Source organism: Amycolatopsis coloradensis (assembly GCF_001953865.1).
In the GTDB taxonomy this organism is placed as follows: Bacteria; Actinomycetota; Actinomycetes; order Mycobacteriales; family Pseudonocardiaceae; genus Amycolatopsis; species Amycolatopsis coloradensis.
Genome location: NZ_MQUQ01000027.1, coordinates 11,127 through 28,788 on the forward strand (window position 1 = coordinate 11,127; position 17,662 = coordinate 28,788).

At 71.6% G+C, this 17,662-nt stretch carries 1 protein-coding gene; it reads left to right on the forward strand.

The window, feature by feature from the left end:
* Positions 1-23 precede the first annotated feature (23 nt).
* A complete protein-coding gene (locus BS329_RS36960) occupies positions 24-17,660 on the forward strand; it encodes a non-ribosomal peptide synthase/polyketide synthase (RefSeq protein WP_435818565.1) in 17,637 nt (5,878 codons plus the stop codon).
* Positions 17,661-17,662: the final 2 nt, after the last annotated feature.

Here is a 17,662-nt window from a genome sequence, read left to right on the forward strand (position 1 = left end):
GAAGGTGCGAAAAAACGATGATCGTGCAAGACACGACGGACGGCGCCCCCGACGCCGAGAGAACCGCCGCCCTGCCGGAACTGTTCGCCGCCCAGGTGCGCTCGTCGCCGCGGGCGATCGCCGTCGACGGTGCCGACGGCCGCCTGACCTATGCCGAGCTGGCGGAGCGTGCCGCGCGGCTCGCGGGTCACCTGATCCGGCTGGGCGTGCGTGCCGAAGACCGCGTCGGGCTGCTGCTCGAACGATCGGCCGAACTCGTCGTGGCGGAACTGGCGATCGTGATCGCGGGCGGGGCCTACGTCCCGCTCGACCGGCGGGCTCCAGATGCTCGTTCGCGGTCGACACTGGCTTCGGCAGGGGTCTCGGTGCTGATCGCCGATCAGCCCGACCGGGGGGCCGATATCCACAGTGGACAGCTCGTCGTCGCCGGGCGACCATTCCCGGAACCGGATTCGGCGCCACCGCGCGTGGACGCGGACCAGCTGGCGTACGTCATGCACACGTCGGGGTCGACAGGGACGCCCAAAGGCGTGGCGGTGCGGCACCATGACGTGGCGGCGCTGGCCGCAGACAGCCGGTTCGCGGGTGACGCGCACCGCCGTGTGCTGCTGCATTCCCCGGCGGCGTTCGACGCCTCCACTTACGAACTGTGGGTCCCGCTGCTCAACGGTGGGACGGTGGTGATCGCGCCACCCGGCGACCTGGATGTGGAAACACTGCGGAGAACCCTTGCCCGGCACCGCGTCACCTCACTGTGGCTGACCGCGGGTCTGTTCCGCGTCGTGGCACAGGAGGCACCGGACAGCTTCGACGGTGTTCGCGAGGTCTGGACCGGCGGTGACGTCGTCCCCGCCGGCGCCGTGCGGCGAGTACTGCGCGCCTGCCCCGGTCTGACCGTGGTCGACGGATACGGCCCGACGGAGACGACCACGTTCGCGTCGGTCCATCCGATGTCCTCGGTGGACGATGTCCCCGACGCGGTGCCGATCGGCCGCCCGCTGGACGACGTCCGCGCGCACGTCCTCGACGACGCGCTGAACCCGGTGCCGCCAGGACAGCCGGGAGAGCTGCACATCGCCGGAGCCGGGCTGGCGCGGGGCTATTGGGCCCGGCCGGGCGCGACCGCGGAAAGGTTCGTGGCCGATCCGGACGGCGAGCCCGGCGGCCGGATGTACCGCACCGGAGACCTGGTGCGGCACAACGACGACGGTGAACTGGAGTTCCTCGGCCGCACCGACGAGCAGGTCAAGATCCGCGGCTTCCGCGTGGAACTCGGCGAGATCGAAACGGTGCTCGCCGCCGCCCCCGGGGTGGGGGAGATCGTGATCGCCGCCCGCGAGGAGCGGCCGGGCGTCAAGAGGCTGGTCGCCTACGTGGTCGCCCGGTCCGGAGAGACACTCGGGGACCTGGCGAAGACGGCGGCAGCGGCGTTGCCCGATTACATGGTGCCGTCGGCGTTCGTCGTCCTCGACGAGCTTCCGTTGAGCGCGAACGGAAAGGTCGACCGCCGCGCGCTGCCCGCGCCGCCGGAGGAGGAACGGAAGAGCGTCGCACCGCGGACGGAAACAGAACGCGCCGTGGCCGGAATCCTGGCTGACGTGCTCGGAGTGACCGGGATCGAGGCCGACGACGACTTCTTCGCTCTCGGCGGCGACTCGATCCTCGCCGTGCAAGCGTTGTCGCGGTTGCGCCGGGCTTTCGGCGCGGACCTGTCCGCCCGGACGGTGTTCGACGCCCCGAGCGTCGCGGAGCTGGCGCGGTTGCTCGACGAGGCGCCCCAGCGCGAAGAGGCCGCGATCCCGATTTCGGCGCCTTCGGACGTCCTTCCGCTGTCCCCGGCCCAGCGACGGCTGTGGTTCCTCCACGAGCTCACCGGAGCCAGCGCGGAGTACAACACCGCCGTCGGGCTCCGGTTGTCCGGCCCACTCGCCCTCGAGACCCTGCGCGACGCGCTCAAAGCACTCTGCGCCCGGCACGAGTCGCTGCGGACGACCTTCGATTCCGTCAAGGGCGAGGGAGTCCAGCGGATCGCCGAGACCGGCGAGATCCCGTTGCGCGTCGCGGAAACACGCGCGGACGACGCCACGCTCGCCGCCGAGCTCGGCACGCCGTTCGATCTGCGCACCGGACCGCTGACCCGGGCCGTGCTGTACCCGCAGGCACCCGGTGAGCAGCTGCTCGTCCTGTGCCAGCATCACATCGTCACCGACGGCCGGTCGATCGGGATCCTGACCGCCGAGCTGATGGACTTCTACGCCGGTATCACCCCGCCGCCGTTGTCGCTGGGCTACCGCGACTACACGCTCTGGCGAGAGCGTTCCGACGACGACACCCAGCTCGGGTACTGGCGCGAGGCGCTCGACGGGCTCGAACCGCTGGCGGTCCCGACCGACCGGCCACGCCCGGCGCAGCGCACCACCGAGGGCGCTGTGCACCGCCACGATCTCCCCGCGGACCTGGTCGGGGGCCTCACCGCCGCCGGACGTCCGCACGGTGCGACGCTGTTCATGACGCTGACCGCCGCCGTGCAGCTACTCCTGTCCGCTTACGGCGGCCAGCGCGACATCGCCGTCGGCACCGCCGTCGCCGGTCGTGACCGGGCCGAATGGGAAGCCCTGACCGGCTTCTTCGTCAACACCCTCGTCCTGCGCTCCCAGGTCGACCGGGCGCAGGCGTTCCCGGACTTCCTCGCCGGGCTCCGGGAGACGGTGCTGGAAGCCTTCGCGCACGGCGACGTGCCGTTCGACCGCGTGGTCGAGGAAGTCCAGCCCGAACGCGATCCGTCGAGAACCCCGCTGGTCCAAGCCGTCGTCGTCTTGCAGAGCCCGCTGGTCCGGCCTCGTGAAGCCGGTGGGTTGCGGGTGCGCGAGTACGCACTGCCCCGCCCGTCGGCCCGGTTCGACCTGGTGATCGAGTTCTGGCCGCACGACGACGGCCTGCGGGTCACGGTCGAATACGCCACCGCGCTCTTCGACAGCGCGACGATCGAGCAGTTGACCGCGAGCCTGGAGGCCCTCCTCACCGGGATCGCCGCCGACCCCGCCCGCCGCGTGGGTGACCTGCCGCTGCTCACCTCGGACGAGCTGCTCCCACCGGACGCCGCCCCGGCGGAAACCCTCACCCGGTTGTTCGATCGCCAAGCCGGACTGCGGCCGGACGCGCCCGCCGTGCTCTTCGGTGACCAGCGGCTCGGCTACGGAGAACTGAGCACCAGGGCCGACCGGCTCGCCGGACGGCTGGTCCGCCTCGGCGTGCGCCCGGAAGACCGGGTCGGCCTGCTGATGGACCGCTCGGCCGACCTGGTCGTGGCGGTTCTCGCGATCCTCAAGGCGGGCGCCGCCTACCTGCCCCTGGATCTGCGTGCCCCGGCGGACCGGCTCCGGCTGCTCCTCGACGGCACGTCGGTCCTGCTCACCGACGAGACCTGGCAAGGCACCGCGAGCACCGTCCACAACGGACGGATCCTGGTCCTTCCCGACGCGGGTGAGGAGCCCACGCCCGACGTCGCGATCGATCCGGCGAGCCTGGCCTACGTCGAGTACACCTCGGGATCCACCGGGGAGCCGAAGGGCGTGGCCGTCCGGCACGCGGACGTGGTGGCGCTGGCCACCGACCGGCGGTTCGCCGGCGGCGCCCACGAGCGTGTGCTGCTGCACTCACCGCTGGCCTTCGACGCCTCGACCTACGAACTGTGGGTGCCGCTCCTGAACGGCGGCACCGTGGTCGTCGCGCCACCGGGGGACGTCGACGCCGAGACCGTCCGTGCGCTGACCGCACGGCACGGCGTCACCGCTCTGTGGCTCACCGCCGGGCTGTTCCGGCTCTTCGCCGTCGACACGCCGGAGTGCTTCCAAGGTCTGCGTGAAGTCTGGACCGGCGGTGACGTCGTCCCGCCCGAGGCGGTGCGCCGGGTGCTGGAAAGCTGCCCTGGCGTCGCGGTGGTCGACGGCTACGGCCCGACCGAGACCACGACGTTCGCGACCGCGTTCCGCATGGCCTCGCCTGCCGCGGTCCCCGAGGTGATCCCGATCGGGACGCCGCTGACCGGCATGCGCGTGTACGTGCTCGACGAAGGCTTGCGACCGGTGCCGCGCGGCGCGCTCGGCGAGATCTGCGTCGCCGGACCGGGGCTCGCCCGGGGCTACGTCGGCCGGGCGGGCGCGACCGCCGACCGGTTCGTCGCCTGCCCGTTCGGCGCTCCCGGCGAGCGGATGTACCGCACCGGCGACCGTGGACGGTGGCGCACCGACGGGACCCTCGAGTTCGCCGGCCGCGGTGACGACCAGGTCAAGATCCGCGGCTTCCGGGTCGAACCGGCGGAGGTGGAACGGGCGCTGACCGCCGAACCCGCCGTCGCGCAAGCGGTGGTGACGGCGCGGGCCACCGGCGGGCGCAAGTACCTCGTCGCCTACGTCGTCGCCGCCGAAGACTCCACAGTGGACACTGAAGCTCTCCGTGGCACCCTGGGACGAACCTTGCCGGACTACCTCGTGCCGTCGACGATCCTCGTTCTCGACGCGCTTCCGCTGAGCGCCAACGGAAAGGTCGATCGGCGCGCGTTGCCGGAGCCGCGGTTCGAGTCCGCGAGCAAGCACGGTGCCGCTCCCCGGACCGAGCGGGAAGCCGTGCTCGCGGGGATCTGGGCCGACGTGCTCGGCCTCGACCGCGTCGGCGTCGAGGACAACTTCTTCGCCCTCGGTGGCGACTCGATCCTCAGCATCCAGGTCAGCGCCCGCGCCCGGCGGGCAGGGCTCGCCCTGACCACGGCCGACCTCTTCCGCCACCAGACCATCGCCGCCCTCGCCCCGGCGCTGGCCGAGGCGGTGACCGCCATCGACCACGGCCCCGTGTCCGGCGACGTCGTCCCGACCCCGATCCAGCGCTGGTTCTTCGACACCGTGCGGGCCCCGGACCGGTTCGACCAGGTCATCGCGGTCGACTTGGCGGAGTACGCCGACGAGCACGCGCTCGCCACCGCCATCGCCGCGCTGACCCGGCACCACGACGCGCTGCGGACGACGTTCACCCGTGACGGCGACCGGTGGTGGCTGCACACCAACGGTGTCGAGGACGGCCACTCGCTGCTGCACTGGTCCTTCTCCGGTCCGCCCGAACGCCGGGTGCTGCAGTTGTCCGCCCATCACCTGGTCGTCGACGGGGTGTCGTGGCGGATCCTGCTCGAAGACCTCGACCGGGCCTACCACCAGGTCCTCCAGGGAAAACCGGCCGACCTCGGGCCGCGCACGACTTCCTTCCGCGAATGGGCCGCGCGGCTCTCCGCCCACGCGGAGACCGGAGGATTCGACGACGAACTCGAACACTGGCGCGGACTGGCCGTCGCCCCGATCCCCGTCGACGGAACCGGCACCAACACGGTCGCGCGGTCGCGCGCGGTCACCGTCCGGCTGACCCCGGGGGAGACGCGGTCGCTGTTGCGGGAGGTGCCGGAGGTCTACCGGACGCAGGTCAACGACGTCCTGCTGACCGCACTGGGCCGGACGCTGCGGGACTGGACCGGCCAGGTGCCGGTGATCGATCTGGAGGGCCACGGCCGCGAGGAACTGTTCGACGGCGTCGACCTGTCCCGGACGGTCGGCTGGTTCACCAGCCTGTTCCCGGTCGCGCTGGACGTGCCAGGAGACTGGGGCGCCGCACTCAAAGCCGTGAAGGAGCAGTTGCGGGCGGTTCCGCGGCGGGGGATCGGCTACGGAGCTTTGCGGTACCTCTCCGACACCGCACCGGTCCTCGACCCGCAGATCAGCTTCAACTACCTCGGCCGATTCGACCTGCCCGGTGACCTCTACACCGGCTTGCACGGCGAGCTGACCCTGGACGCCGATCCCGGCGACATCCGCCCGCATCTGCTGGAGGTGGTCGGCCAGGTCAACGGCGACACCCTCGAATTCACCTGGCACTACGCGGAAGGCGTGCATGACGACGGCACCGTCACCCGGCTGGCCGACGACCTGCTGAAGAACCTGCGCGAAATCCTGGGGCACTGCGCCGAACCCGGCGCGGGCGGCCGGACCCCGGCGGACTTCCCCCTCGCCGGTCTCAGTCAGTCCACTCTGGACGAACTGGTCGGCGACGGCCGAGACGTCGAGGACGTCTACCCGCTCACCCCGATGCAGGCGGGCATGGTGTTCCACGGCCTGGCCCAGCCCGGCGACCGGAACTACTTCGAACAGATCTCCTTCACCCTCGACGACGTTCCCGATCCCGAAGCACTCGGCGCGGCCTGGCGCCGGGTCGTGGACCGGACACCGGTGCTGCGCAGCCGGATCGTGTGGGACGGCGTACCCCGGCCGTTGCAGATCGTGCTGCGCGCCGCCGACCTCCCGGTGTCCTACCCGGATTGGTCCACAGTGGACGTCGACGAGGCGATGCGGCGAAAGCTGGCCGACGATCTCGCCGAAGGGATCGATCTGACCCGCGGGCCGCTCATGCGGCTGGTCATCGCCAAGGACTCGGCCACTTCGGTCCGGGTGATCTGGACCTTCCACCACGTCCTGCTCGACGGCTGGAGCGTGTTCGGAATCCTCTCCGACGTCCTCGCCCTACTGCGCGGCGGCGACCTGCCGACCCGGCGTCCGTTCCGTGACTACGCGGCCTGGCTCGCCGACCAGGACGACGCCGCCGCCGAAACCCACTGGCGGGCCGAACTCGCCGGGGTGACGCCGACCGCGCTGCCCGGCGACCGCGGAGCCCGCGCCCACTCGGCCAGTTCGACCGCCCGCGTCCCGGTGGAACTCGACGACGCCGCCACCGCCGAACTGCACGCGTTCGCGCGGCGGCACCGCCTGACCCTCAACACGATCGTCCAAGGTGCATGGGCGGCCCTGCTTTCGCGCTACAGCGGTGAGTCCGAGGTGTGTTTCGGCGCAACGGTGTCCGGTCGCCCGGTCGAACTGCCGGGCGCGGACGACATCCCCGGCCTGTTCATCGACACCCTGCCGGTGCGGGTGAAGCTCGACGCCGAACGCGGTCTCGCCGACTGGCTGCGGGATTTGCAGGCGGCACAGGCGGAATCGCGCCGGTTCGGGCACGTCGGCCTGCCCCGGTTGCAGGCCTGGAGCGAGACCGGCGGAAGCCTCTTCGACAGCATCATCGTCTTCGAGAACTATCCGGTCGCGGATCTCCCGGGGTTGCGCGACGTCCGCGCGGCCGAACGCACCAACTACCCGCTCGGTGTCGTCGCCTACCCCGGACAACGGCTTTCCCTGGTGCTCAACCACGATCCTGAGCTGCTCAGCCCGGAGCTGGCCGAGCGGCTGGCCGCGCACTTCGAAACGCTGCTCCGCGGGTTCGCCGCCGCCCCGCACGAGCCCGTGACGCGGGTGCCGATGCTGGCCGGACCGGAGATCCGGCACCTGCTGCGCGACCGCAACACCACGGCACCCGAGGTACCCGGTGGGACGGTGCCCGAGCTGTTCGAGGCTCACGTGCGCCGGAACCCGGACGCGGTCGCGCTGGTGACCGACGAAGAGACCGTCACTTACGGCGAGCTGGACGCCCAGGCCAACCGCCTGGCCAACCGGCTGCGTGACCTCGGGGTCCGGGCCGAGGACCGGGTCGCGGTGCTGATGGACCGTTCGCCCGCGCTCGTCGTGGCCGAACTCGCGATCGTGAAGGCCGGTGGCGCCTACCTGCCGCTGGACCTGCGCGCCCCGGCGGAACGGCTTCGGTTGCTGCTCGGCGAAGCCGGGGCGGACGTCCTGGTCGCCGACCAGAACTGGCTCGCCACCGCACGGGAAGTGCACGGCGGGGTGATCGTCACCGAGGCCGGCGACTTCCCGGCGACCTCGCCCGCTGTGACCGTCGATCCCGAGCAGCTGGCCTACGTCATCTACACCTCGGGGTCGACCGGAAAGCCGAAGGGGGTCGCCGCGCGGCACCGCGATGTCCTCGCCTTGGCGGCCGACCAGCGGTTCACCGCGCACGACCGCGTGCTGCTGCACTCGCAGCAGGCTTTCGACGCCTCGACCTACGAACTGTGGGTGCCGTTGCTGAACGGCGGGACGGTCGTGCTGGCCCCGCCGGGCGACCTCGACGTCCACACCCTCGGCCGGATCCTCACCACGCACGCGGTGACCGGCGTCTTCATGACGACCGGGCTGTTCCGGCTCGTCGCGCAGGAAGCGCCGGAGATGTTCGGCGGCGTGCGGGAGGTCTGGACCGGCGGCGACGCCGTGCCCGCCGTCGCGCTGCGCCGGGTGCGGGCCGCGTGCCCGCGGACCTTGGTGGCCGACGTCTACGGCCCCACCGAGACCACGACCTTCGCGACCGTGCACCCGCTGCCCGGTGAGATCCCCGACGTCGTGCCGATCGGCGGGCCGCTCGACAACACCCGCGTCTACGTCCTCGACGACGACCTGCGGCTCGCCCCGCCCGGCGCGCCCGGCGAACTGCACATCGCCGGGGCCGGGCTGGCGCGCGGCTATCTGGGACGGCCGGGTCTGAGTGCCGAGCGGTTCGTCGCGGATCCGTTCGGGCCGCCGGGGGAGCGGATGTACCGCACCGGCGACCTTGTGCGCTGGAACGACGAGGACGCCCTCGAATTCGTCGGCAGGGTGGACGAACAGGTCAAGATCCGCGGCTTCCGCGTCGAGCCGAGCGAGATCGAGGCCGCGCTGGGCGAGCATCCCGGCGTCGAACAGGCGGCCGTGCTGGCCCGCGCGGACGGCGGCGTGAAGCGGCTGGTCGCCTACGTCGTCGGCGAAACCGAAGGACTGGCGGACTTCCTGGGCCGGACCCTGCCGGACTACATGGTCCCGGCCGCGTTCGTCCGCCTGGAGAAGTTCCCGGTCAACGTCAACGGCAAGCTCGACCGCACCGCGCTGCCCACGCCCGACTTCGACGTCCGCGACCACGTGCCGCCGCGCACCGACCGCGAACGCCTGCTCACCGAAATCTGGGCCGAGGTGCTGGGCGTCGAACGGGTCGGTGCCACCGACGACTTCTTCGAACTCGGCGGCGACTCGATCCTCAGCATCCAGGTGGTGTCCCGCGCTCGCCGCGCCGGACTCGAACTCCTGCCCGGCGACCTGTTCGACCACCGGACCCCGGCGGCACTCGCCGTCGCGGCGCGGACCGCCACCGAGGCGGTCGCCCGCGGCCCGGTCAGCGGACCGGTGCCGCTCACCCCGATCCAGCGCTGGTTCTTCGCGACCCAGACCGCCGATCCGGAGCACTTCCACCAATTCGTCCACTGGGGACCCGGACGGATCGACCCGGCCGCCGCGCGCAAGGCCGTGGACGCCCTGCTGGAGCACCACGACGCCCTGCGGATGCGCTTCACCCACGACGACGGCGAACAGCGCCAGGAGAACGGGCCCGTCGGCGCCGAGACACCGTTGATCCGCCTCGACATCTCCGACCACGACGTCACACTCGCCGTGCACCACCTCGTGGTCGACGGCGTCTCGTGGCGCGTGCTCGGTGAGGACTTCGACAGCGGCTACGCCCAGGCCCTGAAGGGTGAGCCGATCGACCTCGGACCACGCACCACTTCCTTCAGCGAATGGGCGACCAGGCTCACCGAGCACGCCGACGGCGGCGGGTTCGACGACGAGCTGGACCACTGGCGCGGCCTGCCCGCCGGCACCTCGATCCCGGTCGACGGCGAGGGCGAGACCACGGTCGCCGCCATGCGCGAGGTCACCGTCCGCTTGCCCGCTCACGAGACCGAAGTTCTGCTGCGGGAAGTGCCCGCGGCCTACCGCACGCAGGTCAACGACGTCCTGCTGACCGCGCTCGGCCGGGTGCTGCGGGACTGGACCGGCCGGATCCCCGTCATCGACCTCGAAGGACACGGCCGGGAAGACCTCTTCGCCGACGTCGACCTCTCCCGGACGGTCGGCTGGTTCACCAGCGTCTTCCCGGTGGCGCTGGACGTCCCGGACGACTGGGACGTCGCACTGAAGTCGGTCAAGGAGCAGTTGCGCGCTGTTCCGCGGCGCGGGATCGGCTACGGCGCCCTGCGGTATCTGGCCGGGACCGCGCCGGCGATCGATCCGGAGGTGAGCTTCAACTACCTCGGCCAGTTCGGCTCCGGACGGCTGGAATCCGACGAGAGCGAGCGCTCGGCGCGGGCGCATCTGCTCGACGTCGTCGGCCGGGTCGAGAGCGGTGAACTCGAACTGACCTGGTACTACGCCGAAGGTGTGCACCGGAAGTCCACTGTGGACCGGCTCGCGGCGGACCTGCTGGCGGCGTTGCGCGAGATCATCGGGCACTGTACGCGGCCCGGCGCGGGCGGCCGGACGCCGTCCGACTTCCCGCTGGTGAAACTCGACCAGTCCACCGTGGACGCCCTGGTCGGTGACGGACGGGCCGTCGAAGACGTCTATCCGCTCACGCCGATGCAGGCGGGGATGGTGTTCCACTCCCTGTCCCAGCGGGAAGAACGCCTGTACTTCCAGCAGGTCTCGTTCGTCCTCGACGGCGCGGGCGACGCGGAAGCGCTGGCAAGGGCGTGGCAGCGGGTCGTCGACCGGACTCCTGTGCTGCGTACGCGGATCGCCTGGGAGGGCGTGCCGGAACCGGTGCAGGTCGTGCGGCGGCGGGTGACCGTCCCGGTCACCCAGTACGACTGGCGCGCCCGCACCCCCGCCGAACGGGATCAGGCCTGGCAGGACGTCCTGGCGGAAGACCGTGCCGAGGGTCTCGACCTCTCCGGCAACTCGTTGCTGCGCTTGGTCTTCGCGCGTCTTTCGGATACGGAAACCCGGGTGCTGTGGACGTTCCACCACCTCCTGCTCGACGGCTGGAGCGTCTTCGGTGTGCTGTCCGACGTCTTCGCCGCCTATGCCGGTGACGCACTGCCCGAGCGGCCGCCCTTCCGCGACTACGTGGCGTGGCTCGGCCGCCAGGACGACGCGGGCGCGGAACGGCACTGGCGTGGCGAATTGGGCGATCTCGTCGCTCCCGCCCGGCTTCCGGTGGACCGGGCGCCCGCCCAGGCCCACGGCAGCCGCTCGGCGGAGTGGATCCGGGTGCCGGTCGAGAACTCCGCGCGGCTGAGCGACGCCGCGCGCCGGGCCGGGCTCACGATGAACACCGTCCTGCAGGGCGCGTGGGCACTGGTGCTGTCCCGGCTCTCCGGGGAACGCGACGTCTGCTTCGGCACCACCGTGTCCGGTCGCCCGGTCGAACTGCCCGGCGCCGACGACATCACCGGGATCTTCATCAACACGCTGCCGGTGCGGGTCACCACGGATCGGTCACCCGTCGTGGACTGGCTGGCGGCACTGCAGACCCGGCAGGTGGAATCCCGCCGGTACGGGCACCTGCCGCTGACGAAGCTCCAGGCGTGGAGCGGGGCCGACGGGAGCCTTTTCGACAGCATCGTCGTCTTCGAGAACTATCCGGTCGACGCGGCCGCCGGTGCGGCGAACGGGTTGCGCCTGCGTGACGTGGACGCGGCCGAGACGACGAACTATCCGCTCAGCGTCGTCGCCTCGCCGGGGGAACGGCTGACCCTCGACGTCGGTTACGACCCCGGCCTGTTCGACACCGCGACCGCCGAACGGATCACCCGGCAGCTCACCGGCGTCCTCGACGCCTTCGCGACGGATCTGCACCAGTCGCTGGGCGACATCGACCTGCTCACGGCCGAAGACCACCATCAGCTGCTCGTCACCTGGAACGACACCACCCAGCCGGTACCGGAGGGAAACCTCGCCGAACTCTTCGCCAGGCAGGTGGCACGTACGCCCGGCGCCGTCGCGCTCGCCGGCGACGACGTCCGCCTGACCTACGCGGAGCTGGACGAGCGGGCCGACCGGCTCGGTCGGTACTTGGCCTCCCTCGGCGCCGGACCCGAAACGGTCGTCGGGGTGCTCATGGACCGTTCCCCGGACCTGATCGTGGCCGAACTCGCGATCGTCAAGGCAGGCGCGGCCTATCTGCCGCTCGACACCCGCGCTCCCGCTCCACGGCTGAAGACTCTCCTGGAAGGTGTGCCGATCCTGGTCACCGACAGGACCCGCGCCGGTACTGTGGTCCACAGTGGACAAGTCGTCGTCCCCGACGGCCGGACCGTGGACGCGCCGCTCTCCGTCGCGGCACCGGACAACCTCGCGTACGTGATGTACACGTCGGGTTCGACGGGGAAGCCGAAGGGCGTGGCGGTGCGGCAGCGTGACGTCGTCGCCCTGGCTGCCGACCGCCGGTTCGCCGCGCACGAACGCGTCCTGCTGCACGCCTCACCGGCCTTCGACGCCTCGACGTACGAACTCTGGGTTCCGCTGCTCAACGGCGGCACCGTCGTCGTGGCGCCGCCCGGTGATCTCGACGTGGACACTCTCCGGCGCGTCATCGCCGAACACGACGTCCACGGCGCGTTCTTCACCGCGGGACTGTTCCGGCTTCTCGCGCAGGAGGCGCCGGGGACCTTCCGGGGTATGCGCGAGGTCTGGGCGGGCGGCGACGTCGTCCCGGCCGACTCGGTCCAGCGGGTGCGGGAGGCGTGCCCTGGCATCGTGGTTGTCGACGGCTACGGCCCGACCGAGACGACGACCTTCGCCACCTCACACCGGATCCCCGGCGAAGTGCCCGCTGCCGTGCCGATCGGGAAGCCGCTCGACAACATGCGGGCGTACGTTCTCGACGCGGATCTGCGGCTCGTACCGCCGGGCGCGTCCGGAGAACTGCACCTCGCCGGAGCCGGGCTGGCTCGCGGTTACCACGGAGATCCGGCGCTGACCGCCGATCGATTCCGGCCGGACCCGTTCGGCCCGCCGGGGGAGCGGATGTACCGCACCGGCGACCTCGTCCGCTGGAACGCGCGCGGGGAGCTGGAGTACACCGGCCGCGTGGACGAGCAGGTCAAGATCCGCGGGTTCCGGATCGAACCCGGCGAGATCGAGGCCGCGCTGACCGCGCATCCCCGCGTCGGCCAGGCCGCGGTGCTGACCAGGGAGGACCACGGGATCAACCGGCTCGTCGCCTATCACACCGGTGACGCGGACGACCTCGCCGAATTCCTCGGGCGCACTCTGCCGGACTACCTTGTCCCGGCCGCGTTCGTCCGGCTCGGCCACTTCCCGTTGAACGCCAACGGGAAGATCGATCGGCACGCGCTGCCCGCGCCGGACTTCGGCGGGACGGCCGTCCGGACCGCGCCCGCGACCGAGGCCGAACGGGCACTGGCCGGGATCTGGGCGGACGTGCTCGGCGTCTCCGAGATCGGCGTCGAGGCGAACTTCTTCGAACTCGGCGGCGACTCGATCCTGAGCATCCAGGTCGTGTCGCGCGCTCGCCGTGCCGGGCTGATCCTGTTGCCCCACGACGTCTTCCGGCATCCGACCCTCGCCGCGCTGGCCGCCCATTCAGGCGGGGACGCCGGACCGCGGGCCGAACAGGGGCCGGTCACCGGGACGGCACCGCTGACTCCGATCCAGCACTGGTATTTCGCCACTCAGCCCGAACGGTTCGACCAGCGAGTGCTGCTGGAATTCACCGAGGACATCGACGTAACCGCGCTGCGCCGGGCTTTGCGGACGGTCTGGGCACACCACGACGGCCTGCGGCTGCGGTTCGAGAGCGACGGCGTCCAGCACGGCGAACCGGCCGGGACGGCGGAACTGCTCGCCGACGAGATCGCCTTCGATCTCGAACGAGGCCCGTTGCTGACGGCGGTACTCGACGGACGCCACCTGACACTGGCCGCGCACCACCTCGTCGTCGACGGCGTTTCCTGGCGGATCCTGCTGGAAGACCTGGAAACCGCCTATCGCGGCGGGGAACTCGGGCCGAAGACGACGTCGTACCTCGCGTGGGCCCGGCGGCTCGCCGAGCACGCGGCCGCGGGCGGTTTCGACGGCGAACTGGCGTACTGGCGGGGGATTCCGGCGCCGCCGGTCGCAAACGCCGGTCCGGCCACGATCGCCGACGTCGGTGAGGTGACCGTCCGCCTCACCGCCGACGAGACCCGTGCCCTGCTGCGGGACGTGCCCGAGGTCTATCGCACGCAGGTCAACGACGTCCTGCTCGCCGCACTGGGCCGCGTACTGCGGGACTGGACCGGTCAGGTGCCGGTGATCGATCTGGAGGGCCACGGCCGCGAGGATCTGTTCGACGACGTCGACCTGTCCCGGACGGTCGGCTGGTTCACCAGCCTGTTCCCGGTCGCGCTGGACGTCCCGGACGGCTGGGGCGCGGCACTGAAGTCGGTGAAGGAGCAGGTCCGAGCCGTGCCCCGGCGCGGGATCGGCTACGGCGCCCTGCGCTATCTGACCGGTACCGCCCCGGAGATCGATCCCCAGGTCGGCTTCAACTATCTCGGCCGCTTCGACGACGCCGAGGACGGCGTGTTCCGGACCGGTGCTCTCGACGCCGACGTCGACCCGGCGGCCCCCGTCGGCCACAGCCTCGACATCGTCGGGCGCGTCGTGGCCGGGACGCTGGAACTGACGTGGGCGCACGTCACCACCCGGCATCATCGCGACGTCGTGGAAGACCTGGCCGGGCGGATGCTGACCGCCTTGCGCGAGATCATCGCGCACTGTGCCGGGCCGGGAGCCGGTGGCCGGACGCCTTCGGACTTCCCGCTGACAGCGCTCGATCAGTCCACAGTGGACGCGTTGGCCGGTGACGGCCGCGCGGTCGAGGACATCTACCCGCTCACGCCCATGCAGGGCGGCATGGTGTTCCACGGTCTCTCGCAGACCGCCCAAGGCATGTACGTCGAGCAAGCGACCTTCGTGCTCGACGGCGTCACCGATCCTGATCGGCTCGCCGAGGCGTGGCAGCAGGTCGTGGACCGGACGCCGGTCCTGCGGACGGCGTTCGCCTGGGCCGAAGTGGCGGAGCCGCTGCAGATCGTGAGCCGCGCGGTGCGGCTTCCGGTGCGCCTGCTCGACTGGACCGGACTGGACGATCACGGCAGTGCCCTGCGAAGGCTGCTCGCCGAGGACCGCGCACGGGGCCTCGACCTCGCCGTCGCACCGCTGATGCGGGTGACGCTGGCGAAGATCTCGGCGACCGAAGTCCAGGTGCTGTGGACGTTCCATCACGCGCTGCTCGACGGCTGGAGCGTCTTCCATGTCCTCTCCGACGTCTGCGGGGCCTACGCCGGGCAGCCACTGCCCGCCCGGCCGCCGTTCCGCGACTACCTCGTCCGGCTGGGCGGTCTCGACCGGATGGACGCGGAACGGTTCTGGCGCCGCACCCTCGGCGGAATCGACGGTCCGAGCCCGATCACCGGCGATCGGACGCCGGCGCCCGGGCACATCCCGTGCTCGTCCGACTGGCTGCCCGTCCGGCTGGACGAGGCCGCGACCTCGCGGCTCGACGCGTTCGTCAAACGCCACGGCCTCACCCACAACGCGGTCCTGCAAGGGGCATGGGCGCTGCTGCTGGCGGCCTACAGCGGGCACGACGACGTCGTGTTCGGCTCCACGGTCTCCGGCCGCCCGCCCGAGGTCACGGGGGTCGACGAGATCACCGGCATCTTCATCAACACGCTGCCGGTCCGGGTCGAGGTCGACCGCGGCGCGCGGGTCGCCGCCTGGCTCGCGGACCTGCAGGCGAACCAGGCGGAGGCACGCCGTCACGGGCATCTGCCGCTCGCGGTCGTGCAGGGCTGGGCGGACCTGCCGGGTGGGGTGAACCTCTGCGAAAGCCTGGTGGTGTTCGAGAACTACCCGATCACCGGCGCCGAAGCCGGGCACGGTCTGACCGTGCGTGACCTCTCGGCGCGCGAGACGACCAACTTCCCGCTCACCGTGGTCGCCTCGCCGGGCCGGGAACTGAACGTCGACCTGGGGTACGACCCGGCCTTGTTCGACGCCGCCACGGCTGACCGGCTGGCCGGTCATCTGCTCGCGCTGCTTCGTGAACTGGCCGAGGACGGCGACCGGGCACTGACCGCGGTGTCGATGCTGACCCCGGAAGACGAGCGGCAGCTGGCCGGGTGGGCGGCGACAGGTGGGGAACCACCGGCCCGGTCGCTGCCGGAGATGTTCGGCGAGCAGGTCCGGGCACGGCCGGACGCGGTCGCCGCCGTCCTCGACGGCGAGGAAGTCACCTACGCCGAGCTGAACCGGCGCGCGAACCGGCTGGCCAACCGGCTGATCGGGCTCGGGTTGCGGCCGGAGGAACCGGTCGGCCTCGCCACCGGCCGGGCAGGCACCGTGGTGGCCGAGCTGGCCGTGGTCAAGGCGGGCGGGGCCTACCTCCCGCTCGACACCCGCGCCCCGGCCGAACGGCGGCGATCACTGCTCGACGGCGTCCGGTTCGTCGTCGCCGACACGGACTACCCGCATCCGCACACCATCCTGCTGTCCTCTGTGGACGGCGAGCCGGACGGTGATCCTTCCGTCGTCGTCGATCCCGACCAGCTGGCGTACGTCATGTACACCTCCGGGTCCACCGGGACGCCGAAGGGCGTGGCGGTGCGGCATCGCGACGTCGCCGCCCTGGCCATGGACAGCCGGTTCCGCGGCGGGGCACACGAACGGGTCCTGCTGCACTCCCCGGCGGCCTTCGACGCCACCACTTACGAGGTGTGGACGCCACTGCTCACCGGCGGCCGCGTCGTCACCGCACCGGCAGGCGACCTCGACGCGCACGGGCTGACGGCGCTCGTCCGCGACCACGGCCTGACCGCCATGTGGGTCACGGCGGGCCTGTTCCGGGTGCTGGCACAGGAAACCCCGGATTGCTTCGCCGGGCTGAGGGAAGTGTGGACCGGTGGGGACGTCGTGCCCGCCGACGCGGTGCGGCGAGTCCTGGGCGCCTGTCCCGGGCTGCGGGTGGTCGATGGCTACGGGCCGACGGAAACGACCACGTTCGCCACCGCCCATCCGATGGACGAGACGGTCCCGGACCGGATCCCCATCGGCGAACCGCTGGACGGAATCCGCGCCTGCGTCCTGGGTCCGGGCTTGAGCCCGGTCCCTCCGGGTGTGCCGGGAGAGCTGTACCTCGCCGGTGCCGGCCTCGCCCGGGGTTACCGGGGTCGTCCCGGGCTGACCGCCGACCGATTCGTCGCCGCCCCGGCCGGGCAGCGGATGTACCGCACCGGCGACGTCGTCCGCTGGACCGGCGAGGGGGCTCTCGAGTTCCTCGGCCGGGCGGACGACCAGGTGAAGCTTCGCGGATTCCGCGTCGAACCCGGCGAGGTCGAGGCCGTACTGGCCCGGCATCCCGCCGTGACCCAGGCCGCGGTCGTGGTCCGCGAGGATCAGCCAGGTCTGAAACAGCTCGTCGCCTACGTCGTCACCGATGCCGACGAGGACACCCTTCGCGTTTCCTTGGCCGGAGCGCTGCCCGACTACCTCGTTCCCTCGGCGTTCGTCGCGCTGGACCGGATCCCGGTCAGCGCCAACGGAAAACTCGACCGGAAGGCGCTGCCCGCGCCGTCCGCGCCGGAATCCGAGCACGTCGAACCGGAGACCGAAACCGAGCAGGCACTCGCCGGGATCTGGGCCGACGTCCTCGGCCTGGAGCGGATCGGCGCCGATGACAACTTCTTCGCCCTCGGCGGGGATTCGCTGCGCAGCCTGCACATCGCGGCCAAGGCCAGTGCCTTGTTCGCCGTACGACTCACCCCCGCCGACGTCCTGACCGCGCGCACCGTCGCCGGGCTGGCCGGAACGGTCGAGGAACTCATCTTGGGCGAGCTCGAAAACCTCGCCTCCGGAACGGAAGCGTGAGG